Source organism: Pseudanabaena sp. UWO310, assembly GCF_006861605.1.
In the GTDB taxonomy this organism is placed as follows: Bacteria; Cyanobacteriota; Cyanobacteriia; order Pseudanabaenales; family Pseudanabaenaceae; genus Pseudanabaena.
The window spans coordinates 48321-64601 of the sequence record NZ_SELU01000008.1; the positions used below are offsets into that span (position 1 = coordinate 48321).

At 45.3% G+C, this 16281-nt stretch carries 8 protein-coding genes; 3 read left to right on the plus strand and 5 right to left on the minus strand.

The annotated features are described in order from the left end of the window. Positions 1-43 precede the first annotated feature (43 nt). Both PseudUWO310_RS04460 and PseudUWO310_RS23860 read right to left on the minus strand, forming a co-directional pair. Positions 44-1540 carry a ShlB/FhaC/HecB family hemolysin secretion/activation protein gene (locus tag PseudUWO310_RS04460; protein WP_223805534.1) on the minus strand — a complete coding sequence of 499 codons (1497 nt, stop codon included), beginning with the start codon at positions 1538-1540 and terminating at the stop codon, positions 44-46. Further along, entirely contained in the window at positions 1518-1622 is a 105-nt protein-coding gene (locus tag PseudUWO310_RS23860) for a pentapeptide repeat-containing protein (protein ID WP_142599417.1), read from the minus strand. The genes PseudUWO310_RS04460 and PseudUWO310_RS23860 overlap by 23 nt, the downstream gene beginning before the upstream one ends. A gap of 354 nt (positions 1623-1976) precedes the next feature. On the opposite strand from PseudUWO310_RS23860, the gene PseudUWO310_RS04470 reads away from it, so the two are divergent. Continuing rightward, complete coding sequence (locus tag PseudUWO310_RS04470) at positions 1977-6308, plus strand: DUF4347 domain-containing protein (protein ID WP_190315902.1); 4332 nt, start codon at positions 1977-1979, stop codon at positions 6306-6308. A 58-nt stretch (positions 6309-6366) separates the two neighbouring features. On the opposite strand, the gene PseudUWO310_RS04475 is transcribed toward PseudUWO310_RS04470, so the two are convergent. Continuing rightward, the gene (locus PseudUWO310_RS04475) at positions 6367-7281 is read right to left on the minus strand and encodes an Rpn family recombination-promoting nuclease/putative transposase (protein WP_223805532.1); all 915 of its coding nucleotides are present in this window, start codon (positions 7279-7281) and stop codon (positions 6367-6369) included. 163 nt (positions 7282-7444) lie between these two features. On the opposite strand from PseudUWO310_RS04475, the gene PseudUWO310_RS04480 reads away from it, so the two are divergent. After that, positions 7445-10462: a DUF4347 domain-containing protein gene (locus PseudUWO310_RS04480; protein WP_142599374.1), complete on the plus strand. Its 3018-nt coding sequence runs from the start codon at positions 7445-7447 to the stop codon at positions 10460-10462. Positions 10463-10467: 5 nt separating this feature from the next. Here PseudUWO310_RS04480 and PseudUWO310_RS04485 read toward each other — a convergent pair whose 3' ends face one another. Next, on the minus strand, positions 10468-11316 hold the full coding sequence (locus PseudUWO310_RS04485) for an Rpn family recombination-promoting nuclease/putative transposase (RefSeq protein ID WP_142599376.1): 849 nt from the start codon (positions 11314-11316) through the stop codon (positions 10468-10470). A gap of 163 nt (positions 11317-11479) precedes the next feature. Here PseudUWO310_RS04485 and PseudUWO310_RS04490 point away from each other — a divergent pair, with 163 nt between their 5' ends. Next, the gene (locus PseudUWO310_RS04490; RefSeq protein WP_142599378.1) at positions 11480-14971 is read left to right on the plus strand and encodes a DUF4347 domain-containing protein; all 3492 of its coding nucleotides are present in this window, start codon (positions 11480-11482) and stop codon (positions 14969-14971) included. A gap of 235 nt (positions 14972-15206) precedes the next feature. On the opposite strand, the gene lpxD is transcribed toward PseudUWO310_RS04490, so the two are convergent. Continuing rightward, positions 15207-16268, minus strand: a complete 1062-nt coding sequence (gene lpxD, locus PseudUWO310_RS04495; RefSeq protein WP_142599380.1) for a UDP-3-O-(3-hydroxymyristoyl)glucosamine N-acyltransferase — start codon at positions 16266-16268, stop codon at positions 15207-15209. Between the last annotated feature and the right edge of the window lie 13 nt (positions 16269-16281).

Below are 16281 nucleotides of genomic sequence, written 5' to 3' on the forward strand. Positions count from 1 at the left end.
GTGACAACGGAAGTAATTCTAAAATGGTTTCTAAAATGGTTTCCTAAAATTGGTAGCCGATGCTGAAATAGAGCGAAGACTCTTGCAAATTAGAGCCGCGATCGCTGAGGTTTACAAATGGAATTGCATAATCTAGCCGCAAGTTGAGCCGTTTAATTGGTTCAAATAGAACTCCTAACCCACCACCAGCTAAAAAGTTCTGATTGGGTAGCACGTTGAGATTTCTGGAGTTGTTCCAAACTGTCCCGAGATCGACAAAAGGAGCTAGCTGGAGAACTGTGCGATCTTCTTCATTTCGCGCCACCACAAATCGGCTCTCCAAAGAAAGGCGGATACCGTTGTCACCTGAACGCGCATTTTGACGAAATCCCCGCACCGATTGCCCACCTCCAATCACAAACTGCTGCGATGGCAAAAGCGGATCAGCCGAGAGTTGAGTATCTAATGATCCGATCAAAATTGTGTCAGTGCCAAGAACTTGAACTCGTTGAATCTGACCTAGCCAGCTAAGGAAAGCTGCACTAGGATTGGTGACAAAAGTTGCACCAAATAAGCCTGTCCCAAGACTAAACTGCGATCGCAATGACCAAACTCCTTCAGTGTCGCGACTGGTATATTCTTGTCCAAATTTAAATACACTGGTGCGACTAGTCCCATCGGCTTCGGCTCCAATCCCAAATGGCACAGCCAGATCGTTAAATAGGAATGTTTGACCCCTTTGATATTCATAACCTAGAGACAGGGCAAATTCTTCACGGGGATTACGAACCAAGGGTTGGCGATAGGTAGCGGAGTAAACTTCATTATTACCCCGAATATTAAAGACATCAAATGGGGACTGGGTAATGCGATAATTGCTGGGTGCAACCCGAAGTGAAACAGTTCCATTCATCGGATTGACGGGAATGCTAAAACCAAAATCATATTGGTTAGAGCCGCCTGTTGTAGTTCTGTAATAATTGGCTGTAAACACATCTCCCAATCCAAAAAGATTGCGGTAGTTTAGCCCCGCACCCATGCGCTCAGAACCAACCGCAGGTGGGGAAAAGTTATCAAAACTGACAGAACCTGTCAGTTGATTTGCCTCAACGACTGTAATCGTGAGTATGCTCAAACCAGCTTTGCTACCAGCTTTGAGGCTAGCATCTACGCTGGTAAAATTGGGATCGGCACGGAGAAGCCGCAGTTGATCTTCGACGTTATTGGTGTTGAGGGGAGTACCAATTCCTAGCTCAGTTCGCGATCGCACGTAGTCAGGATTAAGTGCATTAACACCAACAACTTCGATTTTTTCGACTTTTCCTTCCAAAACCTGAATCTTGGCAACACCATCAATGACACTTTGAGGAGTATATATCGCTTGAGAAGTGACATAGCCATTACTGACATACAGTTGGGTAATGGCATTGGTGGCGGCTATGAGTTGATCTTCCGTAACTGATTTCCCTTCGAGAGGTTCGATGATGGGACTGAGTTTCGCTGCATCGAAAACTGTACTGCCAATAACTTCAATTCTTTTAATTGGAATTGCTTGAGTGATTTGATTTTGAGAAGTTTGATTTTGAGAAGTTTGATTTTGAGAAGTTTGATTTTGAGAAGTTTGAAATTGAGCAACTTGAGATGGAGAAGTCTGAGAAGAATGGGCTAAGTTTTGTGAGGGAATAGAACTAGTTGATAATGAAGGTGTTAAATCTGTGGAAATTGGATTAGCGTTAGTCGATAACCCGCAATCTGTTGCTACTAATGCAAGGGTAGAAAGCCCTAATAATATTGGATGAATTCTTGCGAGCTTGACCTTTAATTCCGCTATTTTTGGGCGCATAGTTCTTGTTTTTACGTTGATTCCTCACTAACAGTAAAAACGTTAGCATATGTCAGTCTTAATTAAATATATTATTGCGATGAAGTCTCAATAGTATAGTATAAATTTGTATTGTTAAGTCTCAGTAAAAATTTTGATGGGGTTGTGGGAGATTATGTTGAAGTCAACTTGGGGGAAGTATTGGGCAACAATTGCGATCGCGATCGCCCTATCACCAATAATACTGACAGCACCCGTCACAGCACAATCGATCACCGCCGCGCAAGATGGTACGAACACCGTCATATTGCCAAATGGACAAAGATTTGACATAACAGGCGGAACGCAAGCAGGTGCAAATCTCTTCCATAGTTTTCAACAATTTGGCTTAAGTCAAGGACAAATCGCCAACTTTCTCAGTCAACCCAACATTCAAAATATCCTTGGTCGAGTAGTTGGCGGCGATCCTTCCGTCATCAATGGCTTAATCCAACTGACAGGCGGCAATTCCAATCTCTACATCATGAACCCCGCAGGGATTATCTTTGGGAATAATGCAAGTTTAAACGTACCAGCTTCCTTTACGGCTACTACAGCGAGTGGAATCCAAGTTGGCAATAGTTGGTTTGGCATGAATACCAGTGCTAGTGATCTGCAAAAGCTTAATGGAACTCCTAATGCTTTAGCTTTTACTAGTCCGACATCGCCACTGACTCAAGGACAAACTTCTGGCGTGATTCTCAATCAAGGCAGTCTCAATGTTCCTCAAGGGAAAAGTATTTCGCTTGTTGGTGGGATTGTAATCAATACAGGAACTATATCCACACCTAACGGCACGATCAATATCGTGGCTGTTCCTGATGGTAAGTATGTAAGGATTACACCTGAAGGTGGTGTTCTCAGCTTTGATCTACCGATCGCCACTCAGCAAGAATTAGGCAGTAACAAAGCGATCGCAGGAATTGATTTGCCAAAATTATTGACTGGTTCAGGGATTACCGCACCGACCAAAGCGGGAGAGGCGATCGCATCGGGTAATCTCACGGCAGCAAACATCAACGTCCTTGCCAATCGTTACAATACGACTCAAGCTTCTTTGAATGCGACTAATATCCAACAGGGCTGGAATTTTGTGTTCATCGACAGCACCATTAAAAATTATCAAACCTTACTTGATGGCACTAATGGCGGTAGTAGTGTCACCTTGATTAATCCAGATCAGTATGGGATTCAGAAAGTGACTGAGACTTTAGCGAGTGTGACGGGTGCAAATAGTTTGCATATTGTCTCTGAGGGAGATGTTGGCAATTTCTGGTTAGGAAAAGATTTTGTTAGTACTGAGAATATTGCTAAATATGCTAACGATCTCCAAGCTTGGAAGACGGCTCTATCTCCTGCGGCGAATATTTTGCTCTATGCTTGTAATTTGGCTAGTGGAGAGAATGGGGCGGCACTGGTTCAAGCAGTAAAGAATTATACGGGGCATGATGTCGCGGCTTCGACTGATATCACGGGTAGCAGCAAGCTTGGTGGCAACTGGAATTTGGAATATACGACTGGGAAACTGAATACGGGAGTGGTGTTTAGTTCTGAAGCCCAGAATAGTTATGATGGCAGACTGGTTACCTTTACGGCTACGAATACAAATGATGCGGGTGCAGGGTCATTGAGGCAAGCAATTCTTGATGCCAATGCTTTAGCGGGCGCTGATGATATTCGGTTTGACCCGACTGTGTTTAATGGATCTCAAGCAGCGATTACTTTGGCATCAACTTTGGCGATTAATGTCGCTACTGGCGATCTCAACATCAGTGGCGCATTTGGAGCAAGCAATGTCACGGTGAGTGGCAATAATTTGGTGGGAGTATTTGGTATCGCGGGTAATGGCAATACCACGTTTGATAGTTTAAGAATTATCAATGGGAATACATCAGGCAATGGTGGTGGAATAAATAACAATGGAACTGGAGCCGTGACGCTCACCAATAGCACTGTCTCTGGTAATAGGGCGAATATTGGTGGTGGGATTTATAGCAATGGAGCCGTGACGCTCACCAATAGCACTGTATCTGGTAATACGTCGGATTTTAATGGTGGTGGGATTTATGGCGATGGAGCTGTGACCCTCACCAATAGTACTTTGTCGGGCAATACGGCGAGTACTGGTGGTGGGATTTCTGGCAATGGAGCCGTGATGCTTACCAATAGCACTGTCTCTGGTAATACGGCTAGTACTGGTGGTGGTGGTGGGATTTTGGGCAATGGAGCCGTGACACTCACCAATAGCACTGTCTCTGGTAATACGTCAACTACTAGTGATGGTGGTGGGATTTATGGCTATGGAGCCGTGACGCTCACCGATAGTACTGTGTCAGGTAATACGGCTAGTACTGGTGGTGGGATTTCTGGCGATGGAGCCGTGACGCTCATCAATAGCACTGTATCTGGTAATACGGCTAGTAGTTATTATGGTGGTGGGATTTATGGCTATGGAGCCGTGACGCTCACCAATAGCACTGTGTCTGGTAATACGGCTACTACTAATGATGGTGGAGGGATTTATGGCAATAGAGACGTGACGCTCACCAATAGCACTGTATCTGGTAATACGGCTGGTAATAATGGTGATGGTGGAGGGATTTATGGCAAGGGAGACGTGACGCTCACTAATAGTACTATCTCTGGTAATACGTCAACTAATGATGGTGGAGGGATTTATGGCAATGGAGCCGTGACGCTCACCAATAGCACTGTCTCTGTTAATACGTCGGATTTTAATGGTGGAGGGATTTATGGCAAGGGAGCAGTGACGCTTACCAATAGCACTGTGTCTGGTAATACTGCTACTACTAATGATGGTGGTGGGATTTCTGGCAATGGAGACGTGACGCTCATCAATAGCACTGTCTCTGGTAATACGGCTGGTAATAATGGTGGTGGGATTTCTGGCAATGGAGCCGTGACGCTCACCAATAGCACCGTCTCTGGTAATACGGCGAGTATTGGTGGTGGGATTTCTGGCAAGGGAGCCGTGACCCTCACCAATAGCACTGTCTCTGGTAATACGGCTACTAAGTATGGTAATGGTGGTGGGATTTCTGGCATTAGCGCCGTGACGCTCACCAATAGCACTGTCTCTGGTAATACAGCTAAAGTTAATGGTGGTGGGATTTATGGCATTAGCGCCGTGACGCTCACCAATAGCACTGTCTCTGGTAATACGGCTACTACTAATGATGGTGGTGGGATTTATGGCATTAGCGCCGTGATGCTCACCAATAGCACTGTCTCTGGTAATACAGCTAAAGTTAATGGTGGTGGGATTTATGGCAATGGAGCCGTGACGCTCACCAATGGCACTGTCTCTGGTAATACAACTAAAGCTAATGGTGGTGGGATTTATAGCAATGGAGCAGTGACGCTCACCAATAGCACTGTCTCTGGTAATACAACTAAAGGTAATGGTGGTGGGATTTATAGCAATGGAGCCGTGACGCTCACCAATAGCACTGTGTCGGGTAATACGGCGAATTTTAATGGTGGTGGGATTTGGGGCAATAACGGAGGCACGATCGCCAATAGCACCATTACCAACAACACTGCCGATGCCGATAACAATGGCACAGCTGATGGTGGTGGGATTTTTCGTAATAACGGCACATTCACGATTAGAAACTCGATAATTGCAGGTAACTTTGACCGAGGATTGCAAGCCCCTGACTTGGGTAGTAGTACCGCAGGAGTAGGTTTTACTAATGGCGGCAATAATTTAATCGGTGCAAATGATGGCTTCGCCGCCACATTTCCCACTAGCTCCCTCATCGGCACGATCGCAAATCCCATCAATCCGCAACTAGCCCCCCTTGGCAACTATGGCGGCACAACCCAAACCCATGCCCTCTTGCCCAATAGCCCAGCCCTAAATGCAGGGAATAACGCAGGCGTAGCCGCTACCGATCAACGCGGCGCAACCCGCATTTTTGGTGGTGTTGTCGATATTGGTGCATTTGAATCTCAAGGCTTTAGTCTCACCCCATTAGCTAACTCCACACCCCAAAGTACCAATATCAACACCAGTTTTGCTCAGCTTCTAGGGGTGCAAGTCACCGAAAACTTCGTGAATAGCCCCATTCCCGTACCAAATATTCTCGTTACCTTTGCGCCGTCATCTAGCAGTGCTAGTGGCTCATTTGCTGGTAATGCCAGCGTATTAACCAATAATCTTGGTATTGCCGTAGCTCCTACCTTTACCGCCAATGGAGTTTCAGGCAGTTACACTGTGGCGGCGACAGCAACTGGATTTACTCCTGCATCCTTTTCACTGACTAATGCAGCCAATAAAGTTGATGGATTTGGTGGTGTATTTCCTAGTCGTGAGGATTTAGAAGGACGCGCTTCCAGATTAGATGAGCAAGATCTAGAACTAAGTTTCTCACAAGTGCTATGCCTTGACCCATCCCTCGCCAATGTTCAGAATACTTCCATTCCAACTTGCAAAGGTAAATAGCATCCAACCAATTAAAAAAATAGAACAAAATCCCTGTACGGGCAGGTTTAGAAACCATTTAAGAATTGTCTAGATCCCCCCCAGCCCCCCTTAAAAAGGGGGAAGAATTAAATTCTCCCCCCTTTTTAAGGGAGATTGAGGGGGATCTCTTAGAGCTTCTTCTCAATTCCGCAATTTCTGCCAAGCTAAGCCCAGTCGCCCGCGCGATCGCCTCATCATCCAGTATATCCAGCAATTGCTTAGCTATTTCTAGCTTGCCTTGCTTGAGAGCCTTAGCGATCGCATTATGTTGATCTTGGATAAAGAACTCCTGATGTTGTAACTCATCTAATTCTTCAGCCGAAAGATTTCCTTCTCTGGCAAACTCAAAGGCTTGCCTAATTTCTGGTACTGAATTCATACTCTCTGGCACAACATCTAAGTCTAGGGCATGTTTGAGAAAATATAGCCACTTGTCTGCCAAGGTTTCTAGATCCGCGATCGCTTTATCAAACTTTGGTAACTCGACAAACACTAACTCAAGATCATAAATGGGATAATCAATCAAAAAGTCTTTCTCTTTTAAAATAAACCGAGAAGTTAATCGATCCATCTCTGGAAACATCTCAAAATCTGTAATTGTCAGTGCAATTACTGGATTGAGTAGTGAATAGGATTGCCCAATACCGAGTTGAATGGAATAAGCTTTGGCAGCATTGTAGAGAATCCGCTTCTCAAAGCCTTCGATATTCAATACTTGCATCTCGATAATTACGCTTGTGTTGTTATCGAGCCTAGCTTTGACATCAAGATAGGTATCCTTAACTCCTCGAATGCGTGGAGCTAAGTAAGGATTGAGAATTTCTAATTGCGAGATCCTGCGATCGCCGTTATAAAGCAGCGCATTCAAAAAACTGATCAAGACATCATGGCTTTGTTCGGATCCAAAGATTTTCTTGAACGCAAAATCAGTTTTTGGACTAATAAATCTCATATGCTTATGTGATTATTTCTCAGCTTCAGTCTAGCAAAAATTTGTTAAAATCTTTGCCGCACGCTGATCTGACTGGACAGATTTTGATTCTGTTTTTTAATAGCGATTACAGGGTAAATTATATTTTAAGATAAAGTGAATTTTAGTGGGATTATTGGAGATTATGCTGAAATTAACTTTGGGAAAGTATTGGGCAACAATTGCGATCGCGATCGCCCTATCACCAATCATGCTGACAGCCCCCGTCACAGCACAATCGATCACCGCCGCGCAAGATGGGACTGGCACAGTCATATTGCCAAATGGACAAAGATTTGACATAACAGGCGGAACGCAAGCAGGGGCAAATCTCTTCCATAGTTTTCAGCAATTTGGCTTAAGTCAAGGACAAATCGCCAACTTTCTCAGTCAACCCAACATTCAAAATATTCTTGGTCGAGTAGTTGGCGGCGATCCTTCCGTCATCAATGGACTAATCCAACTGACAGGCGGCAATTCCAATCTCTACATCATGAACCCCGCAGGTGTGATTTTTGGGTCAAATGCGAGTTTAAATGTGCCAGCTTCTTTTACAGCTACGACTGCTAATGGAATTCAGATTGGGAATAGTTGGTTTGGCATGAATACTAGCGCCAGTGATCTGAAGAATCTGACAGGAACTCCCAATGCTTTCGCCTTTACTAGTCCGACATCGCCACTGATTCAAGGACAAACTTCTGGCGTGATTCTCAATCAAGGAAATCTTACTGCTTCTCAAGGGAAAAGTATTTCTCTAGTTGGTGGGATAGTCATTAATACAGGATCTATATCCACACCTAACGGCACAATCAATATCGTGGCAGTACCCGATGGTAAGTATGTGCGAATTACACCTGAAGGTGGTGTTCTCAGCTTTGATCTACCGATCGCTACTCAGCAAGAATTGGGCAGTACCAAAGCGATCGCAGGAATTGATTTGCCAAAATTACTGACTGGTTCAGGGATTACTGCACCGACCAAAGCAGGAGAAGCGATCGCTACAGGTAATCTCACGGCAACAAACATCAACGTCCTTGCCAATCGTTACAACACGACTCAAGCTTCTTTGAATGCGACTAATATCCAACAGGGTTGGAATTTTGTATTTATCGATAGCACCGTTAAAAATTATCAAACCTTACTGGATGGGACTAATGGCGGTAGTAGTGTGACGGTGATTAATCCTGACCAGTATGGCATTCAGAAAGTGACCGAAACCTTGGCGAGTGTGACGGGTGCAAATAGTTTGCATATTGTCTCTGAAGGAGATGCTGGCAATTTCTGGCTGGGTAAAGATTTTGTTAGTACTGAGAATATTGCTAAGTATGCTAACGATCTCCAAGCATGGAAGACGGCTCTATCTCCTGCGGCGAATATTCTGCTCTATGCTTGTAATCTCGCTAATGGAGAGAATGGGGCGGCGCTTGTTCAAGCAGTAAAGAATTATACGGGGCATGATGTGGCGGCTTCCATTAATCGCACAGGTAATGTGGATTTGGGTGGTGATTGGAATTTGGAATACCAAACTGGGAAGAACCCCGCGACGGTGATTTTCAATAATGCGGCGACAAATGCTTATCAAAATGCTCTAGCGATTTTTACGGCAACCAATGCTAATGATGCGGGTGCAGGTTCTTTGAGAGCGCAGGTACTCTTAGCAAATGGGGTCGCAGGTGCGGATGAGATTCGGTTTAGTTTTAGTGGAACACCTATTGTACTTACGAGTGGGGAGATTCAAATTACCGAAGATCTTACGATTAGCGGCAATGGCAGCACCAATACCATTATTAATGGCAATAACAATAGTCGTATTTTTAACATTACATCTGCTGCGCCTGTCACCATTGATGGGGTCACGATTAGAAATGGCAGAGCAGCAAATGATGGTGGTGGGATTTTAAGCAATGGAGATCTAACTCTCACTAACAGCACTGTATCAGGTAATACAGCGAATGCTGGTGGTGGTGGTGGGATTTGGGTTAGTGGAGTCCTGACTCTCTCCAATAGCACTGTGTCGGGTAATAGAGCTGGTGGTAATTCTGGTGGTGGGATTAGCGGTGCAGCCATGACTCTCTCCAATAGCACTGTGTCGGGTAATACGTCTCCTTTTAGTGGTGGTGGGATTATTTCTAATAACACTGTCACGATCATTAACAGCACCATTACCAACAATACTGCCGATGTTGATAACAATGGTTCAGGCAATGGTGGTGGGATTTTCCGCAGTGGTGGCACAATCACAATTACAAACTCGATTATTGCGGGTAACTTTGACCTAGGATTGCAAGCTCCTGACTTAGCTAGTAGTACCGCAGGAGTAGGGTTTGCTAATGGTGGCAATAACTTAATCGGAGCAAATGATGGCTTTGCCGCAACATTCCCCACTAGCTCCCTAGTAGGCACGATCGCAAATCCTATCAATCCGCAACTAGCACCCCTTGGCAACTATGGCGGCACAACCCAAACCCATTTGCTCTTGCCCAATAGCCCAGCCTTAAATGCAGGGAATAACGCAGGCGTAGCCGCTACCGATCAACGGGGTGCAACCCGCATTTTTGGCGGCACTGTCGATATCGGTGCATTTGAATCTCAAGGCTTTACCCTCACGCCCTTAGCCAACACCACACCCCAGAGTACCAATATCAACACCAGTTTTGCTCAGCTTCTAGGCGTACAAGTCACCGAAAACTTCGCAAATACCTCAATTTCTGTCCCCAATATTCTCATCACCTTTGATCCACCATCTAGCGGAACCAGCGGTACATTCGCGGGTAGCGCTAGCGTGCTGACCAATAATCTCGGCATTGCCAAAGCTCCTGTATTCACCGCCAATGGAGTTGCAGGCAGTTACACAGTGACAGCGACAGCAATTGGATTCGCTCCCGCATCATTTTCACTGACCAATATAGCTTTACCCACGCCCACATCTACTTCTAATCCTACTTCTACTTCTAATCCTACTTCTACTTCTAATCCTACTTCTACTTCTAATCAAGTTGCAAATGGATTTGGTGGTGTATTTCCAAGCCGTGAGGATTTAGAAGGACGCGCTCCCAGATTAGGCGAGCAAGATCTAGAAGTAAGTTTCTCACAAGTGCTATGCCTTGACCCATCTCTCGCCAATGCCCAGAATACTTCCATTACCACTTGCAAAGGTAAATAGCATCCTTATTGATCTTGCGATCGCCTACTTCTCAATTCCGCAATTTTTGGACTACTCAGCCCAGTCGCCCGACTAATAGCATCATCATCCAGCATATCCAGCAATTTTGTAGCCATTTCTATCGTTGCCTCTGTCTTTCCTTGTTTCAGAGCCTTAACGATCGCATTATGTTGATCTTGAATAAAGAACTCCTGATGTTGTAACTCATCTAATTCTTCAGGCGAGAGATTTCCTTCTCTGGCAAACTCAAAGGCTTGCCTAATTTCTGGTACTGAATTCATACTCTCTGGCACAACATCTAAGTCTAGGGCATGTTTGAGAAAATATAGCCACTTGTCTGCCAAGGTTTCTAGATCCGCGATCGCTTTATCAAACTTTGGTAATTCGACAAACACTAACTCAAGATCATAAATGGGATAATCAATCAAAAAGTCTTTCTCTTTTAAAATAAACCGAGAAGTTAATCGATCCATCTCTGGAAACATCTCAAAATCTGTAATTGTCAGTGCAATTACTGGATTGAGTAGTGAATAGGATTGCCCAATACCGAGTTGAATGGAATAAGCTTTGGCAGCATTGTAGAGAATCCGCTTCTCAAAGCCTTCAATATTCAATACTTGCATCTCGATAATTACGCTTGTGTTGTTATCGAGCTTAGCTTTGACATCAAGATAGGTATCCTTAACACCTCGAATGCGTGGAGCTAAGTAAGGATTGAGAATTTCTAATTGCGAGATCCTGCGATCGCCGTTATAAAGCATCGCATTCAAAAAACTGATCAAGACATCATGGCTTTGTTCAGAGCCAAAGATTTTCTTGAACGCAAAATCAGTTTTTGGACTAATAAATCTCATATGCTTATGTGATTATTTCTCAGCTTCAGTCTAGCAAAAATTTTTTAAAATCTTTGCCGCACGCTGATCTGACTGGACAGATTTTGATTCTGTTTTTTAATAGCGATTACAGGGTAAATTATATTTTAAGATAAATTAAATTTTAGCGGAGTTGTGGGAGATTATGCTGAAATCAACTTTGGGAAAGTATTGGGCAACAACGGCGATCGCGATCGCCCTATCACCAATAATACTGACAGCACCCGTCACAGCACAATCGATCACCGCCGCGCAAGATGGTACGAACACCGTCATATTGCCAAATGGACAAAGATTTGACATAACAGGCGGAACGCAAGCAGGAACAAATCTCTTCCATAGTTTTCAGCAATTTGGCTTAAGTCAAGGACAAATCGCCAACTTTCTCAGTCAACCCAACATTCAAAATATCCTTGGTCGAGTAGTTGGAGGCGATCCTTCCGTCATCAATGGCTTAATCCAACTTACAGGCGGCAATTCCAATCTCTACATCATGAACCCCGCAGGTGTGATTTTTGGGTCAAATGCGAGTTTAAATGTGCCAGCTTCTTTTACAGCTACGACTGCTAATGGAATTCAGGTTGGTAATGGTTGGTTTGGCATGAATACTAGCGCCAGTGATCTGAAGAATCTGACAGGAACTCCCAATGCTTTCGCCTTTACTAGTCCGACATCGCCACTGACTCAAGGACAAACATCAGGCGTGATTCTCAATCAAGGCAGTCTCAATGTCTCGCAAGGGAAAAGTATTTCGCTTGTTGGTGGGATAGTCATTAATACAGGAGCTATATCCACACCTAACGGCACAATCAATATCGTAGCTGTTCCCGATGGTAAGTATGTGCGAATTACGCCTGAAGGTGGTGTTCTCAGCTTTGATCTACCGATCTCTACTCAGCAAGAATTAGTCAGTACCAAAGCGATCGCAGGAATTGATTTGCCAAAATTACTGACTGGGTCAGGGATTACTGCACCGACTAAAGCGGGAGAGGCGATCGCATCGGGTAATCTCACGGCAGCAAATATCAATGTCCTTGCCAATCGTTACGACACGACTCAAGCTTCTTTGAATGCGACTAATATCCAACAGGGTTGGAATTTTGTGTTTATCGACAGCACGGTTAAGAATTATCAAACGTTGCTGGATGGCACTAATGGCGGAAGTAGTGTGACGGTGATTAATCCTAATCAGTATGGGATTCAGAAAGTGACTGAGACTTTAGCGAGTGTGACGGGTGCAAATAGTTTGCATATTGTCTCTGAAGGAGATGTTGGTAATTTCTGGCTAGGCAAAGATTTTGTTAGTACTGAGAATATAGCTAAATATGCCAATGATCTCCAAGCATGGAAAACTGCTCTATCTCCTGCGGCGAATATTCTGCTCTATGCCTGTAATTTGGCTAATGGAGAGAATGGGGCGGCACTGGTTCAAGCAGTGAAGAACTATACTGGGCGTGAGGTGGCGGCTTCGACTGACCTCACGGGTAGCAGTAAGCTTGGTGGCAACTGGAATCTAGAGTATCAGACTGGGAAACTTAATACGGGAGTGGTGTTTAGTTCTGAAGCCCAGAATAGTTATGATGGCAGACTGGTTACCTTTACGGCTACGAATACAAATGATGCGGGTGCAGGGTCATTGAGGCAAGCAATTCTTGATGCCAATGCTTTAGCGGGCGCTGATGATATTCGGTTTGACCCGACTGTGTTTAATGGATCTCAAGCAGCGATTACTTTGGCATCAACTTTGGCGATTAATGTCGCTACTGGCGATCTCAACATTAGTGGCGCATTTGGAGCAAGCAATGTCACGGTGAGTGGGAATAATGCGGTGCGAGTCTTTGGTATCGCGGGTAATGGCAATACCACGTTTGATAGTTTAAGAATTATCAATGGGAATACATCAGGCAATGGTGGTGGGATAAATAATAATGGCTTTGGAGCCGTGACGCTCACCAATAGCAATGTCTCTGGTAATACGGCTAATGCTATTGGTGGTGGGATTTTTGGCAATGGAGCTGTGACTCTCACCAATAGCAATGTCTCTGGTAATACGGCTGATTTTTTTGGTGGTGGGATTTATGGCAATGGAGCCGTGACGCTCACCAATAGCAATGTCTCTGGTAATAGGGCGAATATTGGTGGAGGGATTTCTGGCGATGTAGACGTGACGCTCACCAATAGCACTGTCTCGGGTAACACGGCTATTAATGGTGGAGGGATTTCTGGCGCTGGAGCCGTGACCCTCACCAATAGCATTGTCTCGGGTAATACGGCTAATGCTATTGGTGGAGGGATTTCTGGCGCTGGAGCCGTGACCCTCACCAATAGCACTGTCTCTGGTAATACGGCTACTAATGGTGGTGGGATTTATGGCAGTGGAGCCGTGACGCTCACCAATAGCACCGTCTCTGGTAATACAGCTGGTAATTATGGTGATGGTGGTGGGATTTATGGCAATGGAGACGTGACGCTCACCAATAGCACTGTCTCTGGTAATACGGCTGTTTCTAATGCTGGTGGGATTTTTGGCTTTGGAACCGTGACCCTTACCAATAGTACTGTGTCGGGTAATACGGCGACGTTAAATGCTGCTGGTGGGATTTATGGCAATGGAGCCGTGATCCTCACCAATAGTACTGTCTCTGGTAATACGGCTGCTAATAATGGTGGTGGAATTGTTAGTTTTATTAATGGAGGCACAATCACCAATAGCACCATTACCAACAACACTACCGATGCCGATAACAATGGCACAGGTAATGGTGGTGGGATTTTTCGTGATGGTGGCATATTCACGATTAGAAACTCGATAATTGCAGGTAACTTTGATCGAGGCTTGGAAGCTCCTGACTTGGGTAGTACTGTTGCAGGAGTAGGTTTTACTAATGGCGGCAATAATTTAATCGGTGCAAATGATGGCTTTGCCGCAACATTTCCCACTAGCTCTCTCATCGGCACGATCGCAAATCCCATCAATCCGCAACTAGCACCCCTTGGCAACTATGGCGGCCCAACCCAAACCCATGCCCTCTTGCCCAATAGCCCAGCCTTAAATGCAGGGAATAATGCTAATGCTCCAGTGGGTAACGATCAACGGGGTGCAACCCGCATTTTTGGTGGCACTGTCGATATCGGTGCATTTGAATCTCAAGGTTTTAGTCTCACCCCATTAGCTAACACCACACCCCAGAGCACCAATATCAACACCAGTTTTGCTCAGCTTCTAGGCGTGCAAGTCACCGAAAACTTCGTGAATAGCCCCATTTCTGTACCAAATATTCTCGTTACCTTTGCGCCACCATCTAGCAGTGCCAGTGGCTCATTTGCTGGTAATGCCAGCGTATTAACCAATAATCTCGGTATTGCCGTAGCTCCTACATTTACCGCCAATGGAATTTCAGGCAGTTATACTGTGGCGGCGACAGCAACTGGATTTACTCCCGCATCCTTTTCACTGACTAATGCAGCCAATAAAGTTGATGGATTTGGTGGTGTATTTCCTAGTCGTGAGGATTTAGAAGGACGCGCTCCCAGATTAGACGAGCAAGATCTAGAAGTGAGTTTCTCACAAGTGCTATGCCTTGACCCTTCCCTCGCCAATGCTCAGACTACTTCCATTCCAATTTGCAAAAAATAAAATGTAAGTAGCTAAGCATAATTAAAAACCAAACCCAGAGAACATACCGCCCGCTGCGCGGGCGGTATGTTCTCTGGGTTTTATACCAAAACCCCAAAGAGAGTTGCCGCGCGGAGCGCGGCAACTCTCTTTGGGGTTTTGATTTTGTCCTAACAAAACTGGCGGCAGCTATAAACACCAAACCTAGTAAGGTTTTGAGATTTCCAAAATGGCAACGCCATTTTGGAAATTAGTATTATTCCGCAATTTTGGCTTCTAGTTCCGAAACTTTTTGTTCCAGTTGACGCACAGTGCGGAGGAGAGCGGGAAGGTGACTTTTCGCAATCGTAATGCGATGCCAATCTTCTTCAGGAACGACGGGATAGCCCACCACCCGCGCACCTGCGGGAATATCGCTAGGAATACCTGAATTAACACCAATATTTGCGCCATCACCAATATGAAGGTGATACGCAGAACCCGACTGCGCCCCCATGACCACATGATGTCCGAGCGCCGCTCCACCCGCTAACCCTACCTGTGAGCCGAGCCGCGAATCGGCTCCGACTTCTGCGCCATGCCCAATTTGCACCAAGTTATCGAGCTTTGCCCCTTGTCGAATAGTTGTCATCCCGATCGCAGCACGGTCAACGCCGCAAGAGCAACCGATCTCAACATTATCTTCAATGATTGTCCGCCCAATTTGAGGGATTTTATACCAATTCCCATCAGGGGCAAGGTCAAACCCAAACCCATCGGCTCCGAGAACTGTATTAGGGTAGATGATGCAATTCGCGCCAATTTTAGTACGATCCGCGATCGTACAACTGGTATGGATGACTGTATTTGCCCCAATTTCCACATCGTTGTAAATGGTCACGCGGGAATCGATTATGGTGTTATCGCCAATTTTGACGCGATCGCTAATGACGACATAGGGAGCGATCGTCACGTTTTTGCCCAGTTGGACATCTTCACCCAAAACCGCTGTGGGATGAATACCCACAGGGGGCGCAACTGGTGGATGAAACTTTTCGAGAATTTTGGCAAGGAGAATCTGAGGATAGGCGCTGCGAATACAGGGTAAGGAGGAACTCGTTTGCAGATCGAGGATGACGGCACTGGCTTGAGTCTCCTCCAGTAGGGGAATAAATTTTGCCGTGGGGATAAAGGTCACCTCTCCCGATCGGGCAGATGCGATCTCGGCGACCCCTGTAATGATCGGATCGGTACTATCGGATTCAAAATGGCAATCGGGCAATAGGGCTCTAAACTCGGCTGCCAGTTCAGAGAGTTTCAAACTAATCAGTTGAGTCATGGATCTAGATAAA

Excerpts from the sequence above, each read along its gene's own strand:
- PseudUWO310_RS04490 (WP_142599378.1), top strand. The coding sequence starts at position 11,480 with ATGCTGAAATCAACTTTGGGAAAGTATTGGGCAACAACGGCGATCGCG.
- PseudUWO310_RS04475 (WP_223805532.1), bottom strand. The coding sequence starts at position 7,281 with ATGAGATTTATTAGTCCAAAAACTGATTTTGCGTTCAAGAAAATCTTT.
- PseudUWO310_RS04480 (WP_142599374.1), top strand. The coding sequence starts at position 7,445 with ATGCTGAAATTAACTTTGGGAAAGTATTGGGCAACAATTGCGATCGCG.
- lpxD (WP_142599380.1), bottom strand. The coding sequence starts at position 16,268 with ATGACTCAACTGATTAGTTTGAAACTCTCTGAACTGGCAGCCGAGTTT.
- PseudUWO310_RS04470 (WP_190315902.1), top strand. The coding sequence starts at position 1,977 with ATGTTGAAGTCAACTTGGGGGAAGTATTGGGCAACAATTGCGATCGCG.
- PseudUWO310_RS04485 (WP_142599376.1), bottom strand. The coding sequence starts at position 11,316 with ATGAGATTTATTAGTCCAAAAACTGATTTTGCGTTCAAGAAAATCTTT.